Annotated in this window: 20 protein-coding genes; 10 read left to right on the top strand and 10 right to left on the bottom strand. The window is 45.2% G+C overall.

The genetic code is table 11. The features are described 5' to 3' along the window. Positions 1-554: 554 nt before the first annotated feature. Complete coding sequence (locus NT141_01165) at positions 555-1133, top strand: hypothetical protein (GenBank protein ID MCX6783669.1); 579 nt, start codon at positions 555-557, stop codon at positions 1131-1133. Between the two features lie 16 nt (positions 1134-1149). Here the strand turns inward: NT141_01165 and NT141_01160 are convergent, their stop codons facing one another. Together NT141_01160 and NT141_01155 are read right to left on the bottom strand one after the other, a co-directional pair. Beyond that, positions 1150-2799 carry a CTP synthase gene (locus NT141_01160; GenBank protein MCX6783668.1) on the bottom strand — a complete coding sequence of 550 codons (1650 nt, stop codon included), beginning with the start codon at positions 2797-2799 and terminating at the stop codon, positions 1150-1152. 98 nt (positions 2800-2897) lie between these two features. Next, on the bottom strand, positions 2898-3425 hold the full coding sequence (locus tag NT141_01155) for a VTT domain-containing protein (protein MCX6783667.1): 528 nt from the start codon (positions 3423-3425) through the stop codon (positions 2898-2900). A 173-nt stretch (positions 3426-3598) separates the two neighbouring features. Between NT141_01155 and NT141_01150 the strand changes: the two genes are divergently transcribed. After that, positions 3599-4297 (top strand): L,D-transpeptidase, encoded by a 699-nt coding sequence (locus NT141_01150; GenBank protein MCX6783666.1) that lies wholly within the window; start codon positions 3599-3601, stop codon positions 4295-4297. Here the strand turns inward: NT141_01150 and NT141_01145 are convergent. From NT141_01145 to NT141_01110, 8 genes are all read right to left on the bottom strand, one after another. Further along, positions 4294-5418: a hypothetical protein gene (locus tag NT141_01145; GenBank protein ID MCX6783665.1), complete on the bottom strand. Its 1125-nt coding sequence runs from the start codon at positions 5416-5418 to the stop codon at positions 4294-4296. The genes NT141_01150 and NT141_01145 overlap by 4 nt on opposite strands. A gap of 19 nt (positions 5419-5437) precedes the next feature. Beyond that, positions 5438-6562, bottom strand: a complete 1125-nt coding sequence (locus tag NT141_01140) for a Fic family protein (protein ID MCX6783664.1) — start codon at positions 6560-6562, stop codon at positions 5438-5440. Beyond that, positions 6552-6701, bottom strand: coding sequence for a hypothetical protein (locus NT141_01135; protein MCX6783663.1), 150 nt, complete (start codon positions 6699-6701; stop codon positions 6552-6554). Before NT141_01135 ends, NT141_01140 begins: the two co-directional genes overlap by 11 nt. Positions 6702-7011: 310 nt before the next feature. Then, complete coding sequence (locus NT141_01130) at positions 7012-8214, bottom strand: glycoside hydrolase family 1 protein (GenBank protein ID MCX6783662.1); 1203 nt, start codon at positions 8212-8214, stop codon at positions 7012-7014. Then, positions 8211-9164, bottom strand: a complete 954-nt coding sequence (locus NT141_01125; protein MCX6783661.1) for a methionyl-tRNA formyltransferase — start codon at positions 9162-9164, stop codon at positions 8211-8213. Before NT141_01125 ends, NT141_01130 begins: the two co-directional genes overlap by 4 nt. A gap of 79 nt (positions 9165-9243) precedes the next feature. Next, complete coding sequence (gene def, locus NT141_01120; GenBank protein ID MCX6783660.1) at positions 9244-9816, bottom strand: peptide deformylase; 573 nt, start codon at positions 9814-9816, stop codon at positions 9244-9246. Positions 9817-9820: 4 nt separating this feature from the next. Beyond that, a complete protein-coding gene (locus tag NT141_01115; protein ID MCX6783659.1) occupies positions 9821-10525 on the bottom strand; it encodes a sortase in 705 nt (234 codons plus the stop codon). 4 nt (positions 10526-10529) lie between these two features. Then, the gene (locus tag NT141_01110) at positions 10530-11681 is read right to left on the bottom strand and encodes a PEGA domain-containing protein (protein MCX6783658.1); all 1152 of its coding nucleotides are present in this window, start codon (positions 11679-11681) and stop codon (positions 10530-10532) included. Positions 11682-11764: 83 nt separating this feature from the next. Between NT141_01110 and NT141_01105 the strand changes: the two genes are divergently transcribed. From NT141_01105 to dprA, 8 genes are all read left to right on the top strand, one after another. Continuing rightward, positions 11765-12904 (top strand): glycosyltransferase family 1 protein, encoded by a 1140-nt coding sequence (locus tag NT141_01105; protein ID MCX6783657.1) that lies wholly within the window; start codon positions 11765-11767, stop codon positions 12902-12904. Positions 12905-12916: 12 nt separating this feature from the next. Continuing rightward, positions 12917-13645, top strand: coding sequence for a WecB/TagA/CpsF family glycosyltransferase (locus NT141_01100; protein MCX6783656.1), 729 nt, complete (start codon positions 12917-12919; stop codon positions 13643-13645). 89 nt (positions 13646-13734) lie between these two features. Continuing rightward, positions 13735-14538: a helix-turn-helix domain-containing protein gene (locus tag NT141_01095; protein MCX6783655.1), complete on the top strand. Its 804-nt coding sequence runs from the start codon at positions 13735-13737 to the stop codon at positions 14536-14538. A 594-nt stretch (positions 14539-15132) separates the two neighbouring features. Then, on the top strand, positions 15133-16695 hold the full coding sequence (locus NT141_01090) for a glycogen/starch synthase (GenBank protein ID MCX6783654.1): 1563 nt from the start codon (positions 15133-15135) through the stop codon (positions 16693-16695). Beyond that, positions 16692-17855: a hypothetical protein gene (locus tag NT141_01085; GenBank protein MCX6783653.1), complete on the top strand. Its 1164-nt coding sequence runs from the start codon at positions 16692-16694 to the stop codon at positions 17853-17855. The genes NT141_01090 and NT141_01085 overlap by 4 nt, the downstream gene beginning before the upstream one ends. A gap of 10 nt (positions 17856-17865) precedes the next feature. Then, complete coding sequence (locus NT141_01080; protein ID MCX6783652.1) at positions 17866-19392, top strand: UvrB/UvrC motif-containing protein; 1527 nt, start codon at positions 17866-17868, stop codon at positions 19390-19392. Positions 19393-19508: 116 nt separating this feature from the next. Then, positions 19509-21989 (top strand): glycogen/starch synthase, encoded by a 2481-nt coding sequence (locus NT141_01075; protein MCX6783651.1) that lies wholly within the window; start codon positions 19509-19511, stop codon positions 21987-21989. A 118-nt stretch (positions 21990-22107) separates the two neighbouring features. Continuing rightward, a complete protein-coding gene (dprA, locus tag NT141_01070; GenBank protein ID MCX6783650.1) occupies positions 22108-23205 on the top strand; it encodes a DNA-processing protein DprA in 1098 nt (365 codons plus the stop codon). The last annotated feature ends 104 nt before the right edge of the window (positions 23206-23309 follow it).

Genomic DNA, 23309 nt, shown 5'->3' with positions numbered 1-23309 from the left:
ACCAGAACATTTTGGGCATCTTCGGTTGTAGTTTTTTTGGATTTATGGAAAGTTTGAAGAAGCATTTTGAAAGTTTAGAGGTTTAGAGCGCAATTGCAAGCTAAAGATGCCATTTCACCCACGCTAAATGAGTATTACACCCGAATTAGAGGAGAGTAAAAATGGATCCGCATTTAGCCGCGCAACTAGTCGTCTTAGCCATGGTGATCTTGAGCTTCTGTGCGTTGTTGACGGTCGTAGTTATGTCAACGCATCGCATGTTGAAGTCGAAAAAATCAGCTGGTTTTTGGACATTGGTATTTATGTTTGAGGCTCTACTTTACGCCGCATATTTGTTGCTCTTGCAAGTCCCAGCCCTGATTTTCGTTTTTCTATAGTTTGGAAAAGCCCTTTTTGTTGGCATTTTGCAACAACTAGGGCTTTATTTTATGATTAAGCGAAATCAGAAAAGAAGACATCTCGCAGCTTGCTGCGAGGGGCTTTAGTTTTTTGAACGTTGCGGGACTTAAAATCTTCTACTTGACAAGTTAATCGTGGCGATTCAAAGTAGTTATATGACAAATCCTAACGAAGCTCCTCGAGAAGAAAGTTTACCGGATTATAAAACTGAGTTGGCACAGATATTTCAAGACCTTCATTTAGAGGAGGGTTTTGATTGGTATAGGACGTCCCCAAGTGTAAAATATCTAGGAGAGTGTGCGGATGGTCGCGGTGGTGCTTCTCGAACAGGAGTAGATGACATAATAGCTCGTGATGAGTGGTCGAGTATAAGTTTAGGGGAGTTAATGAGTCGCGGAAAACACAGCACCCCTTTTATGCCGCCGGTTGTCTGCTACAATTTATTGGATAAACTGCGCGTGGTGGAGGCTAATAAAGTAGACACTTGGAAGAATTTCGAAAGTAGTTTTGTGGGTACCGATCTTAACGTCGCTAATAAATTGGCCCCTAAAAATAGATTAGAAGTTTGGGAAAAACAATCACCGAATTTGCCCGGGGTGACAGTAGAAATCGAAGTCCCCGAAAATCGCAATTCATCGTATCAGCCACGACTAACTGACGTCAGAATGCATTTTAACGCTGATGTTTTGGCAAGTCTTCAAGATCTCAAAGCCATTCAAGCCCCTGAAAAATAGGTCGGTCCTCAAATTGTTATTTTGCACAAGCTTTAATGAAAGCTAAAAAGAGAGGGTGTGGGGTTAGGGGTCTTGATTTATACTCTGGATGATATTGGGTCGCTACAAAAAACGGATGCTTGTCACGCGGCAATTCGATCGCTTCCACTAATTTGCCGTCTGGAGAAAGCCCGCCAATAACTAAACCAGCGGCTAACAGTTCTTTTTTGTAAGCATTATTAAACTCATAGCGATGACGGTGGCGCTCTTGCACTGTCACCGTCTTGGGGTCACCATACTTTTGATAGGCGGCTTCTAAAAGTGTTCCCGGCTGTAACTTACAGGGCCAAGCGCCAAGCCGGATCGTGCCACCGTATTTCTTAGCGTCCAGATTCTCTTTTTGGGTATTCATGAGGTGAATGACGGGATGGGTTGTTTTTGGGTCAACTTCTTCGGAATTCGCGTCTTTAAATCCCAGCACATTGCGGGCGTACTCAATGACGGCCATTTGCATCCCAAAGCACAAACCTAAATAAGGGATCTTATTCTGGCGAGCCAGTTCCACAACTTTTAATTTTCCTTCCACGCCACGGCTGCCCCAGCCCTGTGGGACAATGATACCATCGTACGTTAGCAATTCTGCAGACAGTTTGCCAGCAGCGTCACTCTCCATCTTTTCCACGTCAAACCACTTAATCACCGGTCGCAAATCGTGGGCCCAGGCGGCGTGTTTTATCGCTTCAATGACGCAAACGTAAGAGTCTTCCAAACAGAAATTGCCGGAAGTGAAATATTTGCCAGCGACCGCAATTCGGATCTCTTTCTTGCCATCAAGCGCCCGCTCCACAAACTTTTCCCACTCGTGAGTCTTCGTCACCCTAACTTTTAAACCCATCTCCTGCTGCAGTTTGACGTCTAACCCTTGTTCTTTAAGGATCAAGGGAATCTTATAGATAGTGTTCACATCCGGGGCGGCAACAATGTTCTCTTCCTTAACACCAGTGTTAAAGGCGATGTTACGGCGCCTTTTAGCATCTGCGGGAACGGCGCTGCGGCAGATCACAAAGTTTGGCTGCAATCCTAAGGCGTAAAGGTCATAAATGGAAGCCTGGGCCGGCTTGGTCTTCATTTCGCCTAAGAATTCGGGAACCATTAGAAAGACTAAATGGGCTAAAAAGACATCTTTAGGATTGGCTTGTTTAAAGCGACGAATGGCTTCAAAAAATAAGATATTTTGGTACTCGCCAACGGTCCCGCCAACTTCAATCAGCATAATGTCAGCTTTATCAAGTCGGGCGGTCTCTTTAATATGACTAATGATGTGTTCGGGAATGTGAATGTGGCCTTCCACGCATTTGCCGCCGTATTCCAGCCGTCGTTCTTTATTTAGCACTTCCCAGTAGACCTGGCCCATGGTCAAATAATTCCGTCGGCCTAAGTTCTGGCCGAGGAAACGCTCATAATGCCCTAAATCCTGATCGGTTTCCAAGCCGTCTTCGGTTACAAAAACCTCGCCGTGTTCCAGGGGATTCATGGTGCCGGCGTCAACGTTTAAATACATGTCGACTTTTAATACGGAGACTTTATAACCGGCAGACTTAAGGAGAAGACCAATGGAGGCGGTGGTAATGCCTTTGCCTAGGCCCGAAATCACGCCACCGGTCACAAATAGAAACTTAGTTCGCACGGAGCCTATTGTAGTTTCGTCGGAGGCAAAAAAGCAAGGGGTGAAATACTTGTGACAAATTTTGTCTATAGACGTAAACTGTCAATTCGCTCTAGTAATTAGTGAAGTACGAGTCTGACGACGATTCCAATAATCATAAACCTCACAAACTTTCCCAAAAACGTGGCGACCCAAAATCTTCTGTAGGGAAATTCGACGTAGCCGGCGATCAGGCCAATGATGTCATAAGGCAGTGGTATCAAAGACCAGCAAAAAAGACCAATCATGCCATATCTTTTAATGATGCTGAAGATCCGGTCAGCCCTTTGTGTGTGCGGCAAAATGACCTCGCCCCCAAGTCCTATGAGGTAGGCGACACTGTCATTTAAACTCATACCGAAGGCTGTAGCCAACGCCAATAATAGTATGTTGGAATGACGGGCTAAAGCGGGGGCGATGACGGTGCCAACGCCGCCGAATAAATTAAAGGCAAAAATGCCTAAATAGCCCAGTTTTAAAAAGTTCTTGGGGTGCAGGTATATAAAAGGGGTGGCGGCCCAGAAACATAAAGCAACGACGGCGGTGGCTATTTTGAATTGTTTGGTATTAAAAATGCGGGAGAGCTTTGTAACAAAAGGGTTTATCACGAATTCAGTATACCTTAGATTTAATTTGAAATTTACAATTTGAAATTTGAATTCAATATTAAATTTTTAATGTTTCAAACATCGGTTGTTTTTGTTTTACTAAACGATTTTTCAAATTTAAAATTAGATTCTTGCATTTTATTTTTAATTATATAGTCTGTATCTAATAGCTTATGTTCGACCGAAAGCTCGTCTTATACGTCTTTTCGTTCCTATTTGTAACGGCCGTGGCGGCCGGCATTACCGCACACGACCTGTCTTCCGCTCAAAACCCCATTGATCCCAGCCGCTTAAGCGGTCAGTTTGATGCTACAGCCGATCCAGCTATCTGGCATGGTGTGGCTGTTTCCGGTCAATCGCTTCTCGCAGTGGCTCCTCAAAATCTAGTTTTGGGTAGTAGCACGTCGTTTAATCCCACTACTGTTAAGCGTATCGAAGTCGACTTAACGAATCAGCGTCTCTACGCTTTTGAGGACGGCAAGAAAGTCTATGATTTCTTAATCTCTTCAGGCTTATGGGGCAAAACGCCGACCGGAGAATTTACCATTTGGGCCAAGCCGAAATATACGTTGATGACCGGGGGAAGTAAAGCCCTGTCAACTTATTATTATTTACCAAACGTTCCCTTCGTCCAGTTTTTTTATAATGACAGTGTTTCCAAATGGTCCGGTTTTAGCCTGCATGGCACGTATTGGCATAGCAACTTTGGGCACCCCATGAGCCACGGCTGCATTAACATGAAAACTAGCGAGGCAGAAACGATTTTTTACTGGACTAATCCCACTTATAAAGAGGGCACCTGGGCCGCTTATCCCACGCCAGAAGATGTAGGGACGAAAATTACTATTTACGGCACTCCGCCAGCTAATTAAGGCTTAAGACGCAGCTTGCCAGTTTCGTCTATTACATAAATTTCTGATTTACCGGTGCTGTTTTCGGTATACACAATTTCGTTATTAGACATTCTTCTTATAATACAGGCTATTTTGCCATCTGGTTCTAATGCTGTTATTTCCTGAATCGCGTTGGGTGCTAGTCCGCCGTTTAGTAATACCTCTTCTTCGCCACCATCGTTGTTTAGATCCCAGCTATAAGAATCTCCTTGGAAGGCGGGCACTTTTCTAATATCGTTACAAATTATAAAACCAGATTTCGGCAGAGACGCCGTAACCAGTACTCCGTATTCACCATGATTCCTTCCGTCAATGTTAGGTTTAATGCCATCAATGGTAAATTTAAGGGCCGACTCTTTGTTTTGAGAGGTACTAACCATCGGTGATGCCCAAACGTGGGCTGGATTTCCCCGGGAATGGGTTTCTAAAAGTCTGGCGATGTACGATCCTTTAATTCCGGCATTAAACACTAATTTTTCTTCGACTTCTGCCGCTGCACTACTTACGTCACCCTTTGTTTTTAACCACACCTCCTGTTCTCGTTGTAAAGTTCCGGCCACCGTTTTACTTTTTAAGAACTCATTTGCTAATTCTGTCGAAATAATTACCGGGTTCCTGTTATTTCTCCGACTTCCAAATTCGAACGTATCTAGATCGGGGTGAGCTCCGGCAATAGCGTAGTCTAAAATTAAAGCCGCGTTAAAATCTTGGGCTGCCTGTTCAATTGTGGCTAACTGCGGTTTTTCCAAAGACCGGGCGGTCAATCCGTCTTCCATTAATGGTCGGTAAGCGGTGTTAAAGGCCGTTGGCCTGGCAAACATCTCTAAAAACTGGTGCGGATCGGTTACGTCTTTGCAAATACCGCCGCGGTAGACCTTTATATTACTGTAATACAGCTCGTTAGATTGTTGCCACCCGTTGGGTGAAGTATCGTAGCCCGCAGCGATATCTTTAATTTTGGCTAAACCGCCAAAACTGACCTGTTCTACTCCCACTTTAGCAGTTCCACTAGACCACTCTTTAAAATCAGCGGCGGATTTACTAAATTCGGCTAAATATTCTCGGCATTGTTCGTGATTTAGACGGGAAGTATTTGGCATTAAATTGTGGCCGGCTTGCTTATAAAACAGCTCGAAATACAATGCGACGTTCGTGTTTGTTGGTACCTTCCTCTACAAGTTTGGCCCATTCTTCGGGAGTGTAGAATATGTCCTGATCGCCTAACTCTATAATGCTGGGGGCTACGCCATGTTTTTCTAGAACGTAGTTCATTAGTAAGCGCGACAGTCGACCATTACCATCCCTAAAGGGGTGAATTGACACTATTCGCTGCTGCAGTTCTGCCGCTATTTTAATTACCTGCAGATCTTTTTCTCGCTGTGAGGGGTCAAGATCGGCTTTTAATTTAGCCTCTTCATTTTCGTACCAGCTTAAAGTTTCTTTAAGGAGCGCTTTAATTAAGGATTCCGTGGTTAAAACAGCTTTTTCTGCCTGCTGAACATCTTCAGGTAAGGTTTTCAAGCAAGCCGAGTACGACTCTTGGTACTTAGCATTGGGGTAAATGATTAATACTCCTGCCGATTCTTCACCGAGCGTATTTATCTTTAATAACGGGTTGCCCGCTAGGGCTTGCAATTGCTGAGATTTTAAATGAAGGGCGGTGCCTGTTTCTGTATAATCGCCACCCAGTGCCCCCTCTTGGCGGATTTTCCCGGCGACCGTTTCTCCTAAACCGGCCGCGACCACCTCGTGCAGGTGCATGACAGTTGCCAAATCGAGATTTTCTGTATTTCTGGCTTCCGCCCGTGCTTTAAGCCAGTTTTGCCAAGCGGCAATTCCAAATCCTTCTTCGGGGTGGGGAACTCCCGCTAAGGATAGGGTTTTTAAAAATGGTGGATCAATAAATAACAACGCCTCATTTGTGCGGCTGTACGTATCTGTTATACCCAAAGCTTCCTCTAGTTTTACGGAATCTTCCCGGAAGCGTTCCTGTCTTTTTCTACTGGGTGTTTGGGTTATTTCTAGTAAACGAGCCCCAATTACTTTAGCCTGGTCTTTAATAACACCGGTCAAAGATTTAGTTCCACTATACTTAGCTTCACAATCATCCAACAACTGTATAATTTCGGTGATTGTTTTAGCCACCTCTTTAAAATCATAAGTTGGTTCGTTTAGACTACCTTCTGACTTAGGGGCTGTTTCGTCGATAGTATCGTTTTTTACTAAATCTGCTTTAAGGCTCATTTTTTACGATAGTTGCTGGTGGATTCGACTTGTTAGGTTTTAATTTTTCAGTAGAGGCGATTTTAAGGGCAAGTTGCTTTAAGTTACGCAGCATCTCCAGTAATTCAGTGTTTGCATTTTTATCGATAGTATCCCGCATTACTTTAATCTTACGCCAACTCTATTTTATTTCCAGGAGTTGATCTTTCGGCTACCGTATGGTTTAATAGGCCCTGTTATGTCTCGAATTTGCGATCTCTGCGGTAAAGGTAAAATGGGTAATAAGAGCGGAATTCACCGTCATAGCGGCAAGTGGCACCGAAAAGGGCCTAAGAGCAACCGCGAGTGGGGGGTTAATTTGCGTACTGTTTCCTTAGATACTGGTACTAAAACCGAGAAATTACGCATTTGCACCTCTTGTTTAAAGGGGACGAAGGTCGTTGCTAGTTAATCTTTTACTGGATTCCGGGTCAAGCCCGGAATGACAATATTTTGTCTCGAAACCAAAGAGCACTCGGTCGTACCGTCCTCTTTAAATCATGCTCGTAGTCGACCGCGATCAACCCGAATCTTGGTCCAAACCCTTCACTCCATTCATAATTATCGATTAAGGCCCACTGAATATAACCTCGAACATTTGCGCCCTCACTCATCGCCTGTTGTACCCAGGTCAAAGTTTCTTCAATTAAGCGCCTCCGACTAACGTCATGTGAATCTGCCAACCCGTTCTCTGTGATATAAATCGGCTTGCCGTAACTTTTAAGATCCGTCAAAACTTCATAAATTCCTCTAGGATATATTTCCCAACCCAGATCATTGACCCATAGGCTATTGGGAATGTTGTCGGCCAAAAATAGCTTGCTCGCCCGGAGTTTAAACATGACGTGTTTGTGAAAATAATAATTGCATCCTATATAGTCTGAGTAATTTTTAGTGGCAATCATCATTACTTTGTTATAAAGAGTGCTGTTGAGCCAAGTGGCGGCGCAGTCCAGAAGGTTGCCCGGTCGATATGGTTCAAAAGAGCAAAAGTTAATAGCGGGGCCGACTTTGGCCTCTGGCAATAACTTCTTTATTGCTTCATACACGGCTTTATGAGCTTTGATTTGCGTCCAAATAAAACGTAGACAGCTTAAATAATTGCCTTTTTTAAACGGCGGCCACTTGCCCTCAAGGTAGCCCTCAAAACCATAAATGGTAGTCTCGTTAAAAGGCGCCCAAAAGTCAACTAAATCGCCAAATTCCCTGGCGCATTTTTCCGCGTAGCGTCGAAAATATTCGACCGAACGTTTGTTCTCCCAGCCCTTCGACAAGCTCAGGGTAAACCATATCGGTGTTGTAAAGTGCCAGAGGGTTACGAAGGACTTTAAGTGATGTCTGCGCAAAGACTGAAGGACGATTTTATAGTGATCAAATTCTGCTTGATCAAAGTGGCCCTCAGTTGGTTCCAGGCGCGACCATTCGAGTGAGAGGCGGTGGCAGTTATGTCCAAGTGAAGCAGCGAGGTCAAAATCGCCTTCAAATCGGTGATACGAGTCACAGGCTAGCCCTGCTTTAGGGATGCGTCCTTGCTGTTCTGCTTGATACCAGTCATTATTGACGTTGCCGCCCTCGACTTGGTGTGAAGAAGTGGCGGCGCCCCAAAGAAAATCTTGTGGGAAATTATTTTTCATTTTAAATAACCAGCCTCAAATTGTTTCCAACTCATTGGATTTTTGCCTTCGATTTGTAGCAGATCAATGGCGAGGGTGCCGGAATCATTGAGGTGGGCCTTGAGGATTTTGACGGTTTTATCGTTTTTTTGGTTGTCATCGGTTGAGGGCGAATCATGAAGCGCCTGCAGCGTCGTCCATGCCCCAGGCCACGGTGTCATTCCTCTAATAAATCGTTCAATGACCTCGTCACTTTGTGTCCAATCAATGCGACCGCTGTCTTTAGTCAAGCGCTTTTCGTAAGGCTCAGTTGATGGTTTCTGAGACGTCAACTTGATCTCACCTGATATATACTTAGGTAGCACTGCGAGTAATAGAGTGATACCTTTTGCGAATAAACGGTCATATAAAGTTACAGGAGTGTCATCATTTTTTATCTCCTCCTCTACTTGGGCTAAAACCTCACCACTGTCGAATTTAGCATTGATTTTTATGAGGGTGACGCCGGTCGTTTTGTCACCGCAAATGATCGCACTCTGGGCTGGAATTGCGCCTCTGTGACTTGGTAGCAAACTGGGGTGGAGATTGATAATGCCTAGGTCAAAGAGTGACATTACGTCAGCAGGAATTAGCAAGCCGTAATCGAGAACAATTCCTACTTTAGGTTTTGCGTCTTTAATATTTTTAATGACCGCTTCGTCATTTAAGGTTGCAGGCTTTAACAGGCTAATCTTCCGAATTAATCCGAATTTCTCCGAATTATCCGAATCATCGATCGATTTGATATTCGGATCATTTGGAAGTGTTCGGACAAATTCGGAAACAGCTGTTTCTGTCATTTCTTGATTGCGTCCACTGGGTGCATCCGGTTGGGTCACAACAAGCTTAACCTCATAACGCCCGTCTTTAATGATAGCGTCAAGGCAACAAGCGGCGTATTTAGAAGAGCCGAAGAATACAAGGCTTGTCATAACTAAAATGCTATTACTGAATCGGATTAACGATTAACGATTGATGATTGAAAGGATCGATCGATAAATCGTCAATCCATTAAATTTCCTTAAAATTCCCATCCTCTGCTAGTTCATAAAGTTTTCCACTTTGTTTAAGGACGAGGTCGGTGAAGATAATGCCTTGTAAATGATCGTATTCATGTTGAAAATAGATGGCCGGGAGGCCGTTAAGCTCTACGGTCGTTGTTGACAAAATTGCATGGCAATGCAAAGTTGTCAATTGATCGTAGGTCACAGTGATGGACCAGGGCCGTGTCACCTCACCGTAAATTCCGGGGACGGAGAGGCAACCTTCGTAATAATGATCTTCCGGTTTTAAATGGTCCCAATTTAAATCGCTCGAGTATTTTGTGATTACGGGGTTTATAAAGACTTGGAAAGCGTCATCGCCGGCCAGAGGCTTACCGGCAGCGTCGACTTTTTTAGTTATAAAGACTTGAAGATTCACGCCAATTTGAGGGGCGCTAATGCCAACACCTTCGGGGTCCTCGTGGTTAATTAGCGCCGTCTTCAGGTCAGCAATTAGTTTGTCAACGGTATCGTCGTATTTTTTAATTTGTTTTGACTTTAGTCTTAACCTTTTATCGGGGACGGTGATTATTGTTGGCATAGTGTTATTTTACCATGGTTAGCTTTGCCGTCACCACTAGTCTGTTCAAAGTTGTTCCCGGTGGATCACAGGTCTGAATCGTTAAAATAGGCTCGATCGTTCGACGGTCAAGCGGGTAGGTGTTAAAACCGGCCACGATTTCTTTGTTAATAACACTGTAAGTATAGTCAAAGCCATGGTAGAAGACGTGAATGGTGTCACCCTGTTCTAATTTCCGGACGAGATTAAAGACAGTCGCATACTGCCCCAGTTGCCAAAAATCCAGGGAGCTATGAGCAAATAAATAAACGTTGCCACGAGGGTCGGATGGCACAGCGGTGTTAATGGCTTGAGCCACACCGTCGCGCAGCGCTTTATTATAAGCAGCCGGATCGGTTACCGAAACATTAGAGATAATAGGGGCGTTAACGTTGATTTTTTCGATCACTATCGCGAATTCGCGATTAATTGGTTGAATAATAGTGGGGGTAGATACTATCAATCTACCGATTAAAGCGCTAAATGGGGACGGCTTTTGTCCTAATGTGTCACTTTGTCCGGTCAAGCAAGTTTTGTCACTTGGCAAACAGAATTTATGTCCGGTCAATTTATTTAGTTGGTAATTCAACTCAGATTTAATAATCGGGCCCCAGGCTAGCACTAAAATTAGTAAGCTGCTAATTATTAAGAGGTTACCCAGGAATTGCCGCCAGAATTTTTGATGGTTCATGCTGTTATCTTAAACTAATGGCGTAGAGTTCGGAAGTGGCGTCTTTTTTAAAGGAAGCGTTAATAATAACTTTATTACCATCTGGTGTCACAAAAAATTGCTCTCCGTTAATGACTCCGGAATAAATTTCGGTCTTGTTGGTCCCATCAATTCGGACCAAATACAGACTATTGCCATCTTTAAGTACTAAATGGTAACTATCAGGATACCAAATGTAGGCTGATAGGGTAGTGCCGGTAGCCGCGGTCAGGGTGACATAATCCGTCTTCTCATCGATCGGGGTTGGTTTTTCCATGTTATGGATTTTAAGAACCGTGCTGCCATTTTCTTCAACTTTATAAGCGAACTTTAAGCCGTCTGGGCTCCAGAGGGTCCCGGAAGCGGTGGCTATTTGGGCGAGGTCTGCAGTAATCGTTTGTTTTTCCAGAAAAGAGACTTTCTTTTTAGTAATTTCATCACTCCAGGCGTTTAGAATATCGGCCGAAGTACTGGCCTGTTCCAGTTCTTTACTTTGATTAACGTCGATCAATCGGTAATCTTCGTCAGTTATTTTCACCAGTAATTGATCGCCAATTGGTGACCAATTGTAACTTACGGCTTTGGAATATTTAGTAGTTTCCGTGTCTGGCATGACAAGCGAGGGATTACTCTGAAAAAGAGTGATTGGCAAAGGCTTACCGACCGGCAGGACCCAGATGCCGGGCTTGCTGTTTTGGGTGCCGTAGGCAATGGCGTGAGCCGAGTCTGAGTAACTGGGACTGGCAGCGCCACCATAGGTCAAAGGCTCTAATTTTGGCGTCGCTGAGACTAATACAGAGGTAATATCCGTCACTAATTCCGGGTACACATTGACCGGTTTTTCCCAAGTGCTAAAGCCATCTTTTTCAACCCTAACAAGGTACGTCTTCGGTCTTAAGTTAGAAAAAGTGAAGGGGGTAGCGCTTTTCCACTCGTTATCAAGGTATATCTTGGCCCCGTCTGGTTGAGATTTAACCACTAACATGCCGGTTTTATCAACCGTTCTTTGGGTAACATTGATGTTGTAACCCTTGCCAAAAAAGATGGCGATCAGGGTGAAAAAAAGAATGCCGGGAGGCATGGCAATTGCCAGGGCGGTCTTCTTACTGATAATAAGTTTTCCCAGTCGGATAGTCACAGATGTATTATATACTACATCCTAATTAATCCGAAATGGTATCCAAATGTATCCGAATACTGGTATTTGTATATAATAGAAGTGTGATAATTGGAATTGATCTTACAAAGACTAATTTTAAGACTCCCGTTGGCACCGATGTTTACACGATTGAGATGACTAAGGCGCTAATAAAGGCTAATTTGACAGATAACTTTATTTTGTTGACTACGGGACTAGAGGCGAAGGTCTTTTGGCAACAGACTCTAGGCTCGTTTTCCAACTACGAAATCGTCGGACTACAGGGTCGTTTTCTTATCACTCAACTACAAGTAATGCTCGCTTCTTTCCAATACCGCCAGATCAACGTCCTCTGGGAGCCGGTCCCAACCCTGCCACTACTGCATCGACCTGGTCTCCGCGTTGTTGTAACAGTCCATGGTGAAATTGATCGCAGTTTGTCACTCCGCTGGTCGGTTAAATATGCCGATACTATTATAGTAGTTTCGGAAGCGACGAAGACGAATTTAATCCGTATGTATGGTCAAAAAGAAATCACTATTATCCCAGAGGGCGTAGACGCCGCGGTTTTTTATCCACGTCAATCTTCAGAAATGGTGACTCTTGCAAATAAGTATAATCTACGTAGCCCTTACTTCTTATATGTAGGGACAATAAATAAACGAAAAAATTTAACTAATTTAATTGCCGCTTTTGCAAAACTCAATCAAACTGACCTAAAAGATCATTATGATCTAGTGATTGCTGGTAGTGGTGGTGACATAAAATTTAGTATTTCCGATAGGGTTAAGTTTCTCGGGAGGGTAGCGACGGCCGATTTGCCAATACTTTATAGTTATGCTGAAGCCACTTGCCTCGTTTCTCATGAAGAGGGCTTTGGCCTGCCTGTCATCGAGAGCCTAGCTTGTGGAACACCTGTTGTGGTGAGTGACAGAGTAGGGGTCCAATTAGATTTCTCAAAAGTGGGCGTGGTGGTGGGTAGCGGCTCAGTTGACTCTATCGCTGACGGATTAATTGAGGTAGCGCGCTTGAGAAATACCAACGACGATATTTGTCAAAAATGTTTGACAATGTCGAAGAGGTTTAGTTGGGAAAAAGCTGCGGAGTCTTTATTTATGTCATTCCGGGCAAGCGCCTCGCGCGACCCGGAATCCAGTCAATCCAATAACACCGGTCATGAAAATCGTTCGGAGTTACTGGATTCCGGCTCAAGGCCGGAATGACATATCTAAAATATGACAACTAACATACTAGGAGTTCACGTCGAAAATATATTATTTAAAGATGCTTTGTCACGAATTTCAGGCTTTGTCACGGAACCTCGTTTTCATCTCGTTACCACCGTTAACGCGGACTTTCTACTAAATGCTTCAGCAGACCCGGTCTTTAAAGTTATCCTCAATTCCGCTGACCTTTCATTGCCGGATGGTTTTGGGGTGGTTCTCTGTCAGCGCCTATTCAATCCCAGTCACGCCACAGAGAAAATTGCGGGGGCGGATTTAGTGCCTAGGCTTTGCCAAACAGCGTCATTACAAGGCTGGTCACTAGGACTACTTGGCGGTGAGTCTTACCAGGATACCGACGTTTGCCAATTGGTCAAGTCAAAACTGCTAGATACATACCCCGGTCTAAATGTAATCTACTGTTCTCGCGAGTCGTCACCGGAAGTTTTTACAGAACAAATTGACCTACTTTTTGTAGCATTTGGTAGTCCGAAGCAGGAAAAATGGCTTTACGCTAATCGTCATCTGTTATCAAACGTCCGTGTGGGCATTGGGGTAGGCGGGACGTTTGATTTTATAGTGGGGAAGCGCCGTCGCGCTTCCGGTCCTTTGGAAGCTCTATGGCGGATCTTCTTGGAACCTAAACGTTTAGGCCGCGTCCTTCGGGCGTATGTTTTGTTTCCTATAAAGATCCTCTTGTCATTCCGGCCCCTGAGCCGGAATCCAGTAAACGATTACTAGATTCCGGGTCAAGCCCGGAATGACATATTATATTAATGACCTAAATTGGCCCTTGACTTCATGTCTAAAATTTCCTAATTTAATACCATATGGAACTGCAAGACAGATTTTACACAGCGCCAGAAGTGGCCCAAGTGCTTGGCGTAACTCTTCGCTCTTTGTACCGTTACATCAGGGATGGAAAAATAGAAACTTTTAAAACTGCCGGTGGCCGGCTTCGTTTTACTCGTGAGGCGATTACTAACTTCATGGGCCCGATGGTAAAAAAAGAGCCTTACCACTTTGTACCGGCCCCGCGTCCCAGCTCACGTGAACCACAGCCTAGGCCCCGTCATCTAGACGAGCCTTCAGAAGAAACCGCCTCTCGTATTAACTTCCCAAAGACGGCTCCTGTTACTCCGTCAAACGTAGCGCAAGTCTGGCCCTTTCGGCGGGCTCCAGTAGCAGCTTCAACCGTGCCTGTTATTACTGATATTTATGATGCCTCGGAAGAGGAAGAAGTTGTCGTGTCAACTCCGGCTCCTAAACCAATAGCGCCTGTTCAGAAAAATAAATTGCTGTATCGCAGTAATATTCGTGATCTTCGTCTTCTAGCCCAAAAGATTCAAAAATCCTGTACCAATGCTCACGTCCCATACGCTTTAACCGGCTTCGCTGGCATGTCGCTGCAGCGAGAGATGCCGCCTTTTTCTGTGATCCATGTTTACGTTCGTTTCGACGATTTGCCGTTTTTTGAAAATGTGCTGCAAGCTGTTACCGCAAACGATGAGGCCAACGCTAACCTCTGTTTTCTGGATGTTACCGACATTAACCTCTGGCGCGAGGTAGAAAGTGTTAAAGGTTTTAAAGTTGTCGCCAAGAATAAATTGGAAGCCGATCTTCGTAATATTTAATCATTGACAACTTTATTACTTCTGCTAACTTTAAGACAAGTAATGACTAATTCATTTTCGACTAGGTCGATGTGAGACAAGCAAATATTGACGTGTTTCCACCGTGCAAAACACGCCTCGTTTCCCACGAAGCTTTAGCGAAGTGGGGGTGCCTCGACCTTTCAGATATTTAGGAAAGGTCTTCCTCGTATTACAAATCGCGATAAAATCCGGAGATTGAGAGTGTCGACAATTATTAAATAACCATAAAACTCTCCAAAATGCATTTGGGGTAAAATAAATGGACGAGTGACACTTAAGATCTAACGTATCATCGTCCCAGAGACAGACTACGCAGCCAAGGTACCAGTCGCCAAACGTTATTACTTGATCAGTAATCGCGCGAGGCGACTTTTTGTTTCCCAACTTGTCATTCCGGCCCCAGAGCCGGAATCCAATAACAAAAAACAATAACGTAGGGGCCGGATTTATCCGGCCCTCGGTCAATTGAATCGAGGGCTTGATGAATCAAGCCCCTACGTTTGTTGGATTGTTTACTGGATTCCGGGTCAAGCCCGGAATGACATATCTGGTATTGTGCTATACTTTTATTTAATGACGATCCTCTCCAAAGTCCAAAAATTCATTACAGAAGAAAGCAAAACTGACAAGCCACTTAAGATTCTAATGGTCGGTGCCGAGGTTTCGCCGTATGCCAACGTTGGTGGTTACGCTCGGGTCCTCGCATATTTGTCTCGGTCACTCGCTGCCAGAGGACATGATGTCCGCTTATTCATGCCTAAATTTGGTTCTATTGACGAGTCCGTTTACAAAATGAAGATGGTTAAAGTCGGTCTTTCAGTACCCACCGATTCCGAAGATGGTCTAAAAGAGTTAATTTGTAACGTTAAAATGAATAAATTTGAGGACGGTGTACCCACTTACTTTTTAGAAAATCAGGAATACTACGAAAAACGGGCCAATGTTTACGGTTACAACGATGATCCGGTTCGTTGGGCCTTGTTGTCACGCGGCGCTTTGGAGTTCATCAAGACTTCCGACTGGGTGCCGGATATTATTCAAACTAACGACTGGCATACCGGTATACTGTCAAATTACCTAAAAACTGTTTATAAAAATGATCCGATCCTCAAGAAAATCGCCACTATATTTACGATTCACAATCTCCGCTTTCAAGGGATGTTCGACCATCGCACGATTTCAGAAATGGACTTTGATGACGGCCATTCCGAAGTGGCGGCACTATTTTCACCGCGTTTGGAAAAGCAGAATTTTATGCGTCGCGGAGCGATGTATGCCGACTTGGTGAACACCGTTTCCGAAACTTACGCTCATGAAATTTTAACGCCGGAATATGGTGAGGGCATGGATAAGTTACTTTTAGAGGTTCGCAGCAAGTTATTCGGGGTCGTCAACGGCATTGATTACAGCGAATTTAATCCGGCTACCGATAAATATATTGCCAAGAATTTTTCGGTAAATAGTTTAGAAGATCGTCCCGAAAATAAAGCCGCGTTACAAAGGGAGTTTGATCTGCCTATCAAACCAAACATCCCGGTGCTAGCTTTTGTGGGGCGTCTTGACAGCCAAAAAGGGGTGGACCTGATACTTGATGTCATTCATCCCTTAATGCGTGATTTTGACATTCAGTTCGTGCAAGTGGGTGGGGGAGATGGCTCTTTCATCGAAGCTCTAAAGAAACTGCACGAGGAATATCCGCGTAAAGTCAGCATTCACCCCATGCCTAATTTCACTTTACCTCGCTTAGTCTTTGCCGGGGCCGATATTGGCTTGTTCCCATCCCGTTTTGAGCCTTGTGGGCTAGTTCAAATGGAGTACCAGCACTACGGCACTATTCCTGTTGTCCGCGCCACTGGAGGACTGGCCGACACGGTCACTAATTTTGACGCTGTAACAGGCATCGGTACCGGCTTTGTGTTTCATGATTTTGACATGTGGGCCTTTTTTGCCCAGATCGTGCGGGCTATCGAGTCCTACCACCATGTTAATACTTGGCGCGGTCTTCAAGAGCGCGCCATGACCCGTGATTTTTCTTGGAAAAAGGTTTCCAAGGATTATGAAAAGCTATTTGCCAAGGCTCTTGATTTTCACAATCGCAGTCCGCTTATTGAAACGGGTGGTTTAACGCTGTCATGAAAATTTCCTGGCTTTTACACCTCCATCAACCATCTTTTCAAGACCCAGAGGTCGTCGCCAGCATTAGCAATTCATCTTACAGACCGCTGCTGGCCATTTTACAGCGTCACCCCGCTTTCCACGTCACTTTAGATATTAGTGGGACTTTAATCAAATGGTGGTCGGATTCGCCGGAATACGCCGATATCCTTAACAGTTTGCGGGAATTAATTGGGCGTGGTCAGGTGGAAGTGACTGGCGGTGGCTGGTGCCATCCCGTTTTGCCATTATTACCTGAAGCCGAGATTAAGCGACAAATTGAGTTGCAGGAAGACTGTCTTAGGCATAACGGGCTGTGCCACGTTTCGCCCAAAGGGCGATTACGTGGATTCTTTCCTCCCGAACTCGCCATAAATGACACTGTCATATGTATCCTAAATGAGAAGAAGTATGACTGGGTGTTGGTCGATGAAGTAGCGGCCTTAGGTAAATCACACTTTTTGTCACTGCCTAGCACTGCGACAAAGGTGATTGTTCGTGATCGCGGTGCCAGTCTGGCTGTCGCCTTTGGTTACGCTCAGAACATCGCCGGTTTTAAAAATTTAATTGACGCTTACGGTCGTTTTTCTGATCAATTAGTGCTGGCACTTGACGGCGAAACCTTTGGTCATCACTGGACAGAAGGCGTTAACTTTTTAGAAGCCGTGGCGGCCCTTAATTACGAGTATCTAACTATTAGTGAATTGGCATCCGTAGTCGATTTTACCGCCACTACGGCCATTGCCGAGTGTAGCTGGGGGACGACTGATGCCGGTCTTAAAGCCGGAGTTCTGTATCCCCATTGGCAGCGAGAGGGGAACGCAATTCATGCGTTGCAGTGGGAGTTGATAGGGTTAGCTATTAATGTTGTTGAAAAATCCGAATTAATCCGAAACGGAATCCGAATTAATCCTAATCTTGAAATCGATAAAAATAGGAGTCTGCTAGATCGCGCTCTCAACTCCGATCAATTCTGGTGGGCCTCTCGTGACCCGTACTGGAGTCCGGACATGGTTCAGCGGGGCGCAGAACTATTGCTTTCAGTCGTGGGGAGTACTAATGACGGGATAGCAAAGGTTAAAGCGCAGGATATTTACAATAAAATTGTTAATTTACTGGATTCCGGGTCAAGCCCGGAATGACATTTTATCTATGATCTGGAGTAATTTTCTTCATTTTTATCAGCCACCTACTCAGAAACAATACTGGGTAGATCGGGTTACCAATGAATGCTATCGCCGGATCGTGACGGAGCTTCTAAATAATCCTGAGGCTAAATTGACATTGAATGTCAATGCCGTTCTATGTGATTTATGGTCACAATATGGCCATCAGGATGTCATAGATGGTCTTAAGATTCTAGTGCAACGAGGTCAAGTGGAGTTAGTGGGCTCTGCCAAATTTCATCCTTTATTACCTAAAATATCTAAAGAGGAGATTACTCGTCAAGTTCATCTTAATGAGGAGGGTCTTTTTAAGTATTTTGGGGTTTTGCCGCCAACCTCTCGTCATTCCGGGCTTGACCCGGAATCTAGTAAATCCGATCAATCTGAGTTACTGGATTCCGGCTCCGGGGCCGGAATGACAAGTAAAACCGCGCCTCGATTACGTGGCTTTTTTCCTCCCGAAATGGCTTATGACCGCTACGTAGCAGAAGTTGTAGCTTCGCTTGGTTACGAATGGATCATTGCCGAGGAGTTGTCGTATTCGCAGCATTTAGGTCAAGTAAAATATGACCGTATTTACAACGTTTCCGATGTTGGGTCGTTACAAATCTTTTTTCGGGATCGGAATTTCTCTTACCACGTGCTTTCCGGTCAACTTGGCACTCCGGCTTTGTTCCTGCAAGCTCTGGGGGAACGCCGAAACGACGGCTCGTACCTCTTAACCGCTATGGATGGTGAGACTTTTGGTCATCACCGCCCCGGAATGGAGAAATTACTGTTTGAAATCTATAAAGATCCCGAAATCAAGTCCGTTACTATCAGTGAACTGCCTACTTTGTACCCAAAACGAGAGTCGACTCCGACCTTCCCGTCCACCTGGGCCTTAATGGAGAAAGATATTCCGCGCGGCGTGCCTTTTAATCGATGGGATGAGCCAACAAACGAAATTCATCAGTTGCAGTGGGAGTTGACGAGGTTGGCTACATCTGTCATTCCGGCCCCAGAGCCGGAATCCAGTAAACAAATAACAAACAACAAAAAACAATCGGCCGGGGTTACTGGATTCCGGGTCAAGCCCGGAATGACGAGTAGAGAGCTGCTAGACCGCGCCCTCCACTCCGATCAATACTGGTGGGCTTCGGCTACTCCCTGGTGGAGTTTGGAAATGATTGAACGGGGCGCGATGGAGCTTCTGGCGACCGTCAAAGCGGCTAAAGAAGAGGGTCTGTGTGGTCAAGATAAAGTCGACGAAGCCCAAGATCTTTATTATCGAATTTTAACGACGGGATTTGCTTGGCAACGATCTGGAAAAGTTGACGAAATGAGCAAGGCTGAAGATGAGGCGGTGCGGATGTCTACCGACCAGGGCCTGCCCAGCATTCCGGGAAGCGAACTTGATAAGATGATTGCGACTATCAAAGTAGAACTTAACAGTGTCGTCGCTCATGAAGAGTACGAGCGGGCCATTCAGCTTCGCGATCGCATAAAAGAGTTGGAAGGGTATCGGAAATAATATTCCATCCTGACAAAAATGTAGTGGCGGGGTTTTCCCGCCCGCAATCCAACCACTGGATTCCGGGTCAAGCCCGGAATGACGGAAGTGGGTTGAATGTGCTAAATTATTAGTTGATGAAAGTACTGCTCGCGGCCTCAGAGTGCGCCCCGTTTATAAAAGTCGGTGGTCTTGGCGATGTCATTGGAGCTTTACCCAAGGCTCTTTTGTCACTCGGGGTAGAGGTGGCGGTGGTAATTCCGCTTTATAAATCTCTCGTTGACACTGTAACGACAAAGCGCGAAGAGTTTTCGGTCAGGTTTAACAACAAAGAAGAGTCGGTCACAGTTTACGTTAGCAAGATTCCTGAGTCACAAGTTCCGATTTTCTTTCTGCAAAACGAGACTTATTTAAGTAACGGCGGCGTTTATTTTGACAAATCAGCCTTCGCCTCCTCCCAAGAAGAAATTTCTCGCTTCGCCTTCTTCAGTAAAGCCGTGGCTCAGTTTTGCGACAGTCTTCAGCCAGATCTTGTTCATTGTAATGACTGGCACACGGCTTTAATTCCATATTTTCTAAAAGATAAACACGTGCCCACGATTTTAACGATTCACAATTTGGCTAACCAGGGCTTTTCCTCTTTAGATATAAACAAAAGTCTTGATCTTATCACTAACAGAGATAGACTGCTTGATTGGGATGAAGCTGATAGCAATCTAGACCTGCTTCTGCAAGGGGTGACTCGTTGTACTTTAGTGACAACAGTTTCCGAGAATTACGCTCGTGAAATCACGACCCAGGAATTTGGGGAAGGGTTAGACGATGTTCTGCGAGCCCGAGCCGGTCGGCTGGTTGGCATTCTTAACGGCATCGATACCGACACTTATGATCCTAAAACCGATCCTAATATCTCAACTCACTATGACAGTGAGCTTTTCGTTAGCGGTAAACTCGCTAACAAAATAGCTCTTCAAAAAGAATTAGGACTTAATCCGGATCCGACGAAGTTGGTGATCGGTTTAATTGGCCGTTTGACTCATCAAAAGGGTATCGACTTAGTTCTCGGTAGTTTGAATGAGGTACTTAGAAATAACGCACAACTTATCATTTTAGGCAGTGGGGAAGAGTCCCTGGAAGAAAAATTGAAGTCGGAAAACGATCGGTTCGGTCAAAATTCTGACTTTAAGGCCGTTCTTGGTTTTGATGAAGGACTGGCGCGGCGCATTTATGCGGGGTCGGATTTGTTCCTGGTTCCCAGCCGTTTTGAGCCCTGTGGTCTCACTCAAATGATTGCCATGCGCTACGGCTCACTACCTGTCGTTCGGGACGTCGGTGGGCTTCACGATAGTGTTAAAGACGGGATCGACGGTTTTGTATTTAAAGACTTTTCCCCGAAATCACTAGGGGAAGCGATAAACCGCACTGCTAAAACGTTTGGAAACCCTTATTCGTGGAAAAAGATGGTTTGTAATGCCATGGCTTATGACTGGTCCTGGGCCCGGTCAGCGGAGAAGTATGTGGAAGTGTACAAGAAGGTAGTGATTTTAGAGAAAACCAACAACCAAATTCGTCATTCGGGACAAGACCTGGAATCCAGTAAAGCCGATTTCGATAACAAACAACAAACAACAAACAACAATCGGGCCGGGTTACTGGATTCCGGCTCCGGGGCCGGAATGACAAGTAAGGCAGGGGGTCTCTTTCGTTTCGATAAAACCAAAGAATTGTGGACTGTTATTGCCCCTAGTCGAAAGTCTCGACCGGTTTCCGTGGGTTCAACGGTCAAAGTTGACCCTTTTGCTTATGGCAATGAGGCTTTAACGCCTCCCGAGGTTTTCAGAATTGGTGGCGGTGAGATCAACAAAGAGGGTTGGCAAGTGCGGGTCACGCCCAACAAATATCCGATTACCGACTACCACGAAGTCATTATTCATAATCCTGATGGGACTCGCGACTGGGCAGATTACACTGTTCCTGAAGCTTTAAACGTTCTAGCCGCCTACAAGCAACGCTTCGAATATTATGCAGCCGAGCGGGAAGACTTTTACCCCCACTTATACTGCAATCATGGGGCGGCGGCCGGGGCCAGTCTCTCGCATCCTCATTCGCAACTTGTCATCTTCAATCGTCTACCGGAAACGATTGCCGAAGAGGTCACTCAGTCTGATTCTTACTACGCTGAGCGGGGCGAGTGCGTGTATTGTCGCCTTATAGAGAATGACAACGTCTTCACGGAGCGGCTTATCTACGAGGATAAGTACATCATTGTCGTGACGCCCTTCGCTTCGGCTTGGCCTTATGAGCTAATGATTTTGCCGAAGCGCCATCAAAGTGACTTTACGGAAATTCGCAAAGAGGAAATGGCGGCTTTGGCGGCGTCATTAATCAAAGTCACCGCGGTCATTAAAAAAGGCTTTAGTGATGCTGCTTATAACTTCTGGATTCATAGTCTTCCCAAATACGGTCTTTATAGCAGTCATCAGAAGTCCTATCACTGGCACTTGGAACTGGTGCCGCGCCTCAAGGTCCTGGCTGGCATTGAGCTGGGGGCGGGCGTTATGGTTGATGATAAGGCCAGTCCGGAAGAAGCGGCGAAATTTTATCGGGAGAATTTGTAGAAAAGATTCGTCATTCCGGCCCCGGAGCCGGAATCCAGTAAACAAATAACAAACAACAAAAAACAATCGGCCGGGGTTACTGGATTCCGGGTCAAGCCCGGAATGACAGGTTTATTTTATGAATACTCTTTATTACCTCGCTTTCTCCCAACTCTTCGACGTCATCGGTCCGTCACGTCTTCATAAATTAATTGATATTTACGGTGACGTGGAAACAGCGTGGCGTAGTTTCCAGCTGCGGGATTTAGCTTCAATTGGCATGTCAACTGAAGTATCTGCTAGAACTATACAACAACGAGATAAAGCTGATATGAAAGGACTAGAAAAGATTATTGATAGTAAAGATGTGAGTGTGCTAACCGAAAAAGATGCTCTATTTCCCGCAAATTTGTTGGCCATTCCCGATCATCCCTATTTAATTTACGTTCGCGGTCAGCTGCCGGATACGATCGCGAGGGCCGTTGCTATCGTTGGTACTCGCCGCATGACGGCCTATGGCGAGCGGGTCATCGAAACTATCGTCCCTGAACTCGTCCGGGCCGGTCTGACGATTGTTTCCGGACTGGCCTTTGGGGTCGATGCTAAAGTGGCTGAAGAGACCCTTCGACAAGCTCAGGGCAGGCCCGTGGCGGTCCTTGCTTCCGGGGTCGACAATATTACTCCGGCCGCCAACGAACAACTCGGTCACGCTATCATCGAGAAAGGCGGCGCCATCGTCTCCGAATTTCCGCTCGGCACAATCCCTCAGAATTATTATTTTCCAATTCGGAACCGCATCATCTCGGGCCTGTCACTGGGAACGGTCGTCATTGAAGCGGCCGAAAAAAGCGGTTCGCTGATCACTGCCGGTAACGCCGCGGAGCAGGGGCGGGAAGTGCTCGCCGTGCCGGGGTCTATTTTTAGCGAAGAATCCGCGGGAACGAACCGTTTAATAAAGGATGGGGCCACTCCTGTGAGTAGTGCCGCCGATATTCTACAAGCGTTAGGTTTGTTGGTCGATAAGTCTGATAGGTTTGATAAGTGTGATAGGGACAATATGAACATGGGTTTATCGGCCGACGAACGGCTGGTTTTCGATCTTCTCGCTCGAGAAGAGTTATACGTTGACGATTTGAGCCGTCGCTTGGGGTTGCCTTCGTCACAAGTCGCCGTGGCGCTCACAATGTTGGAATTAAAAGGATTGGCCAAGAGTAAATCTGGTAAATGGGGACGTTGAATCGTAATTTGAAATTTAAAATTCGAAATTTGAATTCAATATTAAATTTGAAATGTTTCAAACATCGGTTGTTACTACTTTATAAACGATTCTTTCAAATTAAA

Source organism: candidate division WWE3 bacterium, from assembly GCA_026396615.1.
In the GTDB taxonomy this organism is placed as follows: Bacteria; Patescibacteriota; WWE3; order JAPLWK01; family JAPLWK01; genus JAPLWK01.
This window is presented reverse-complemented; position numbering and strand designations above follow the sequence as displayed.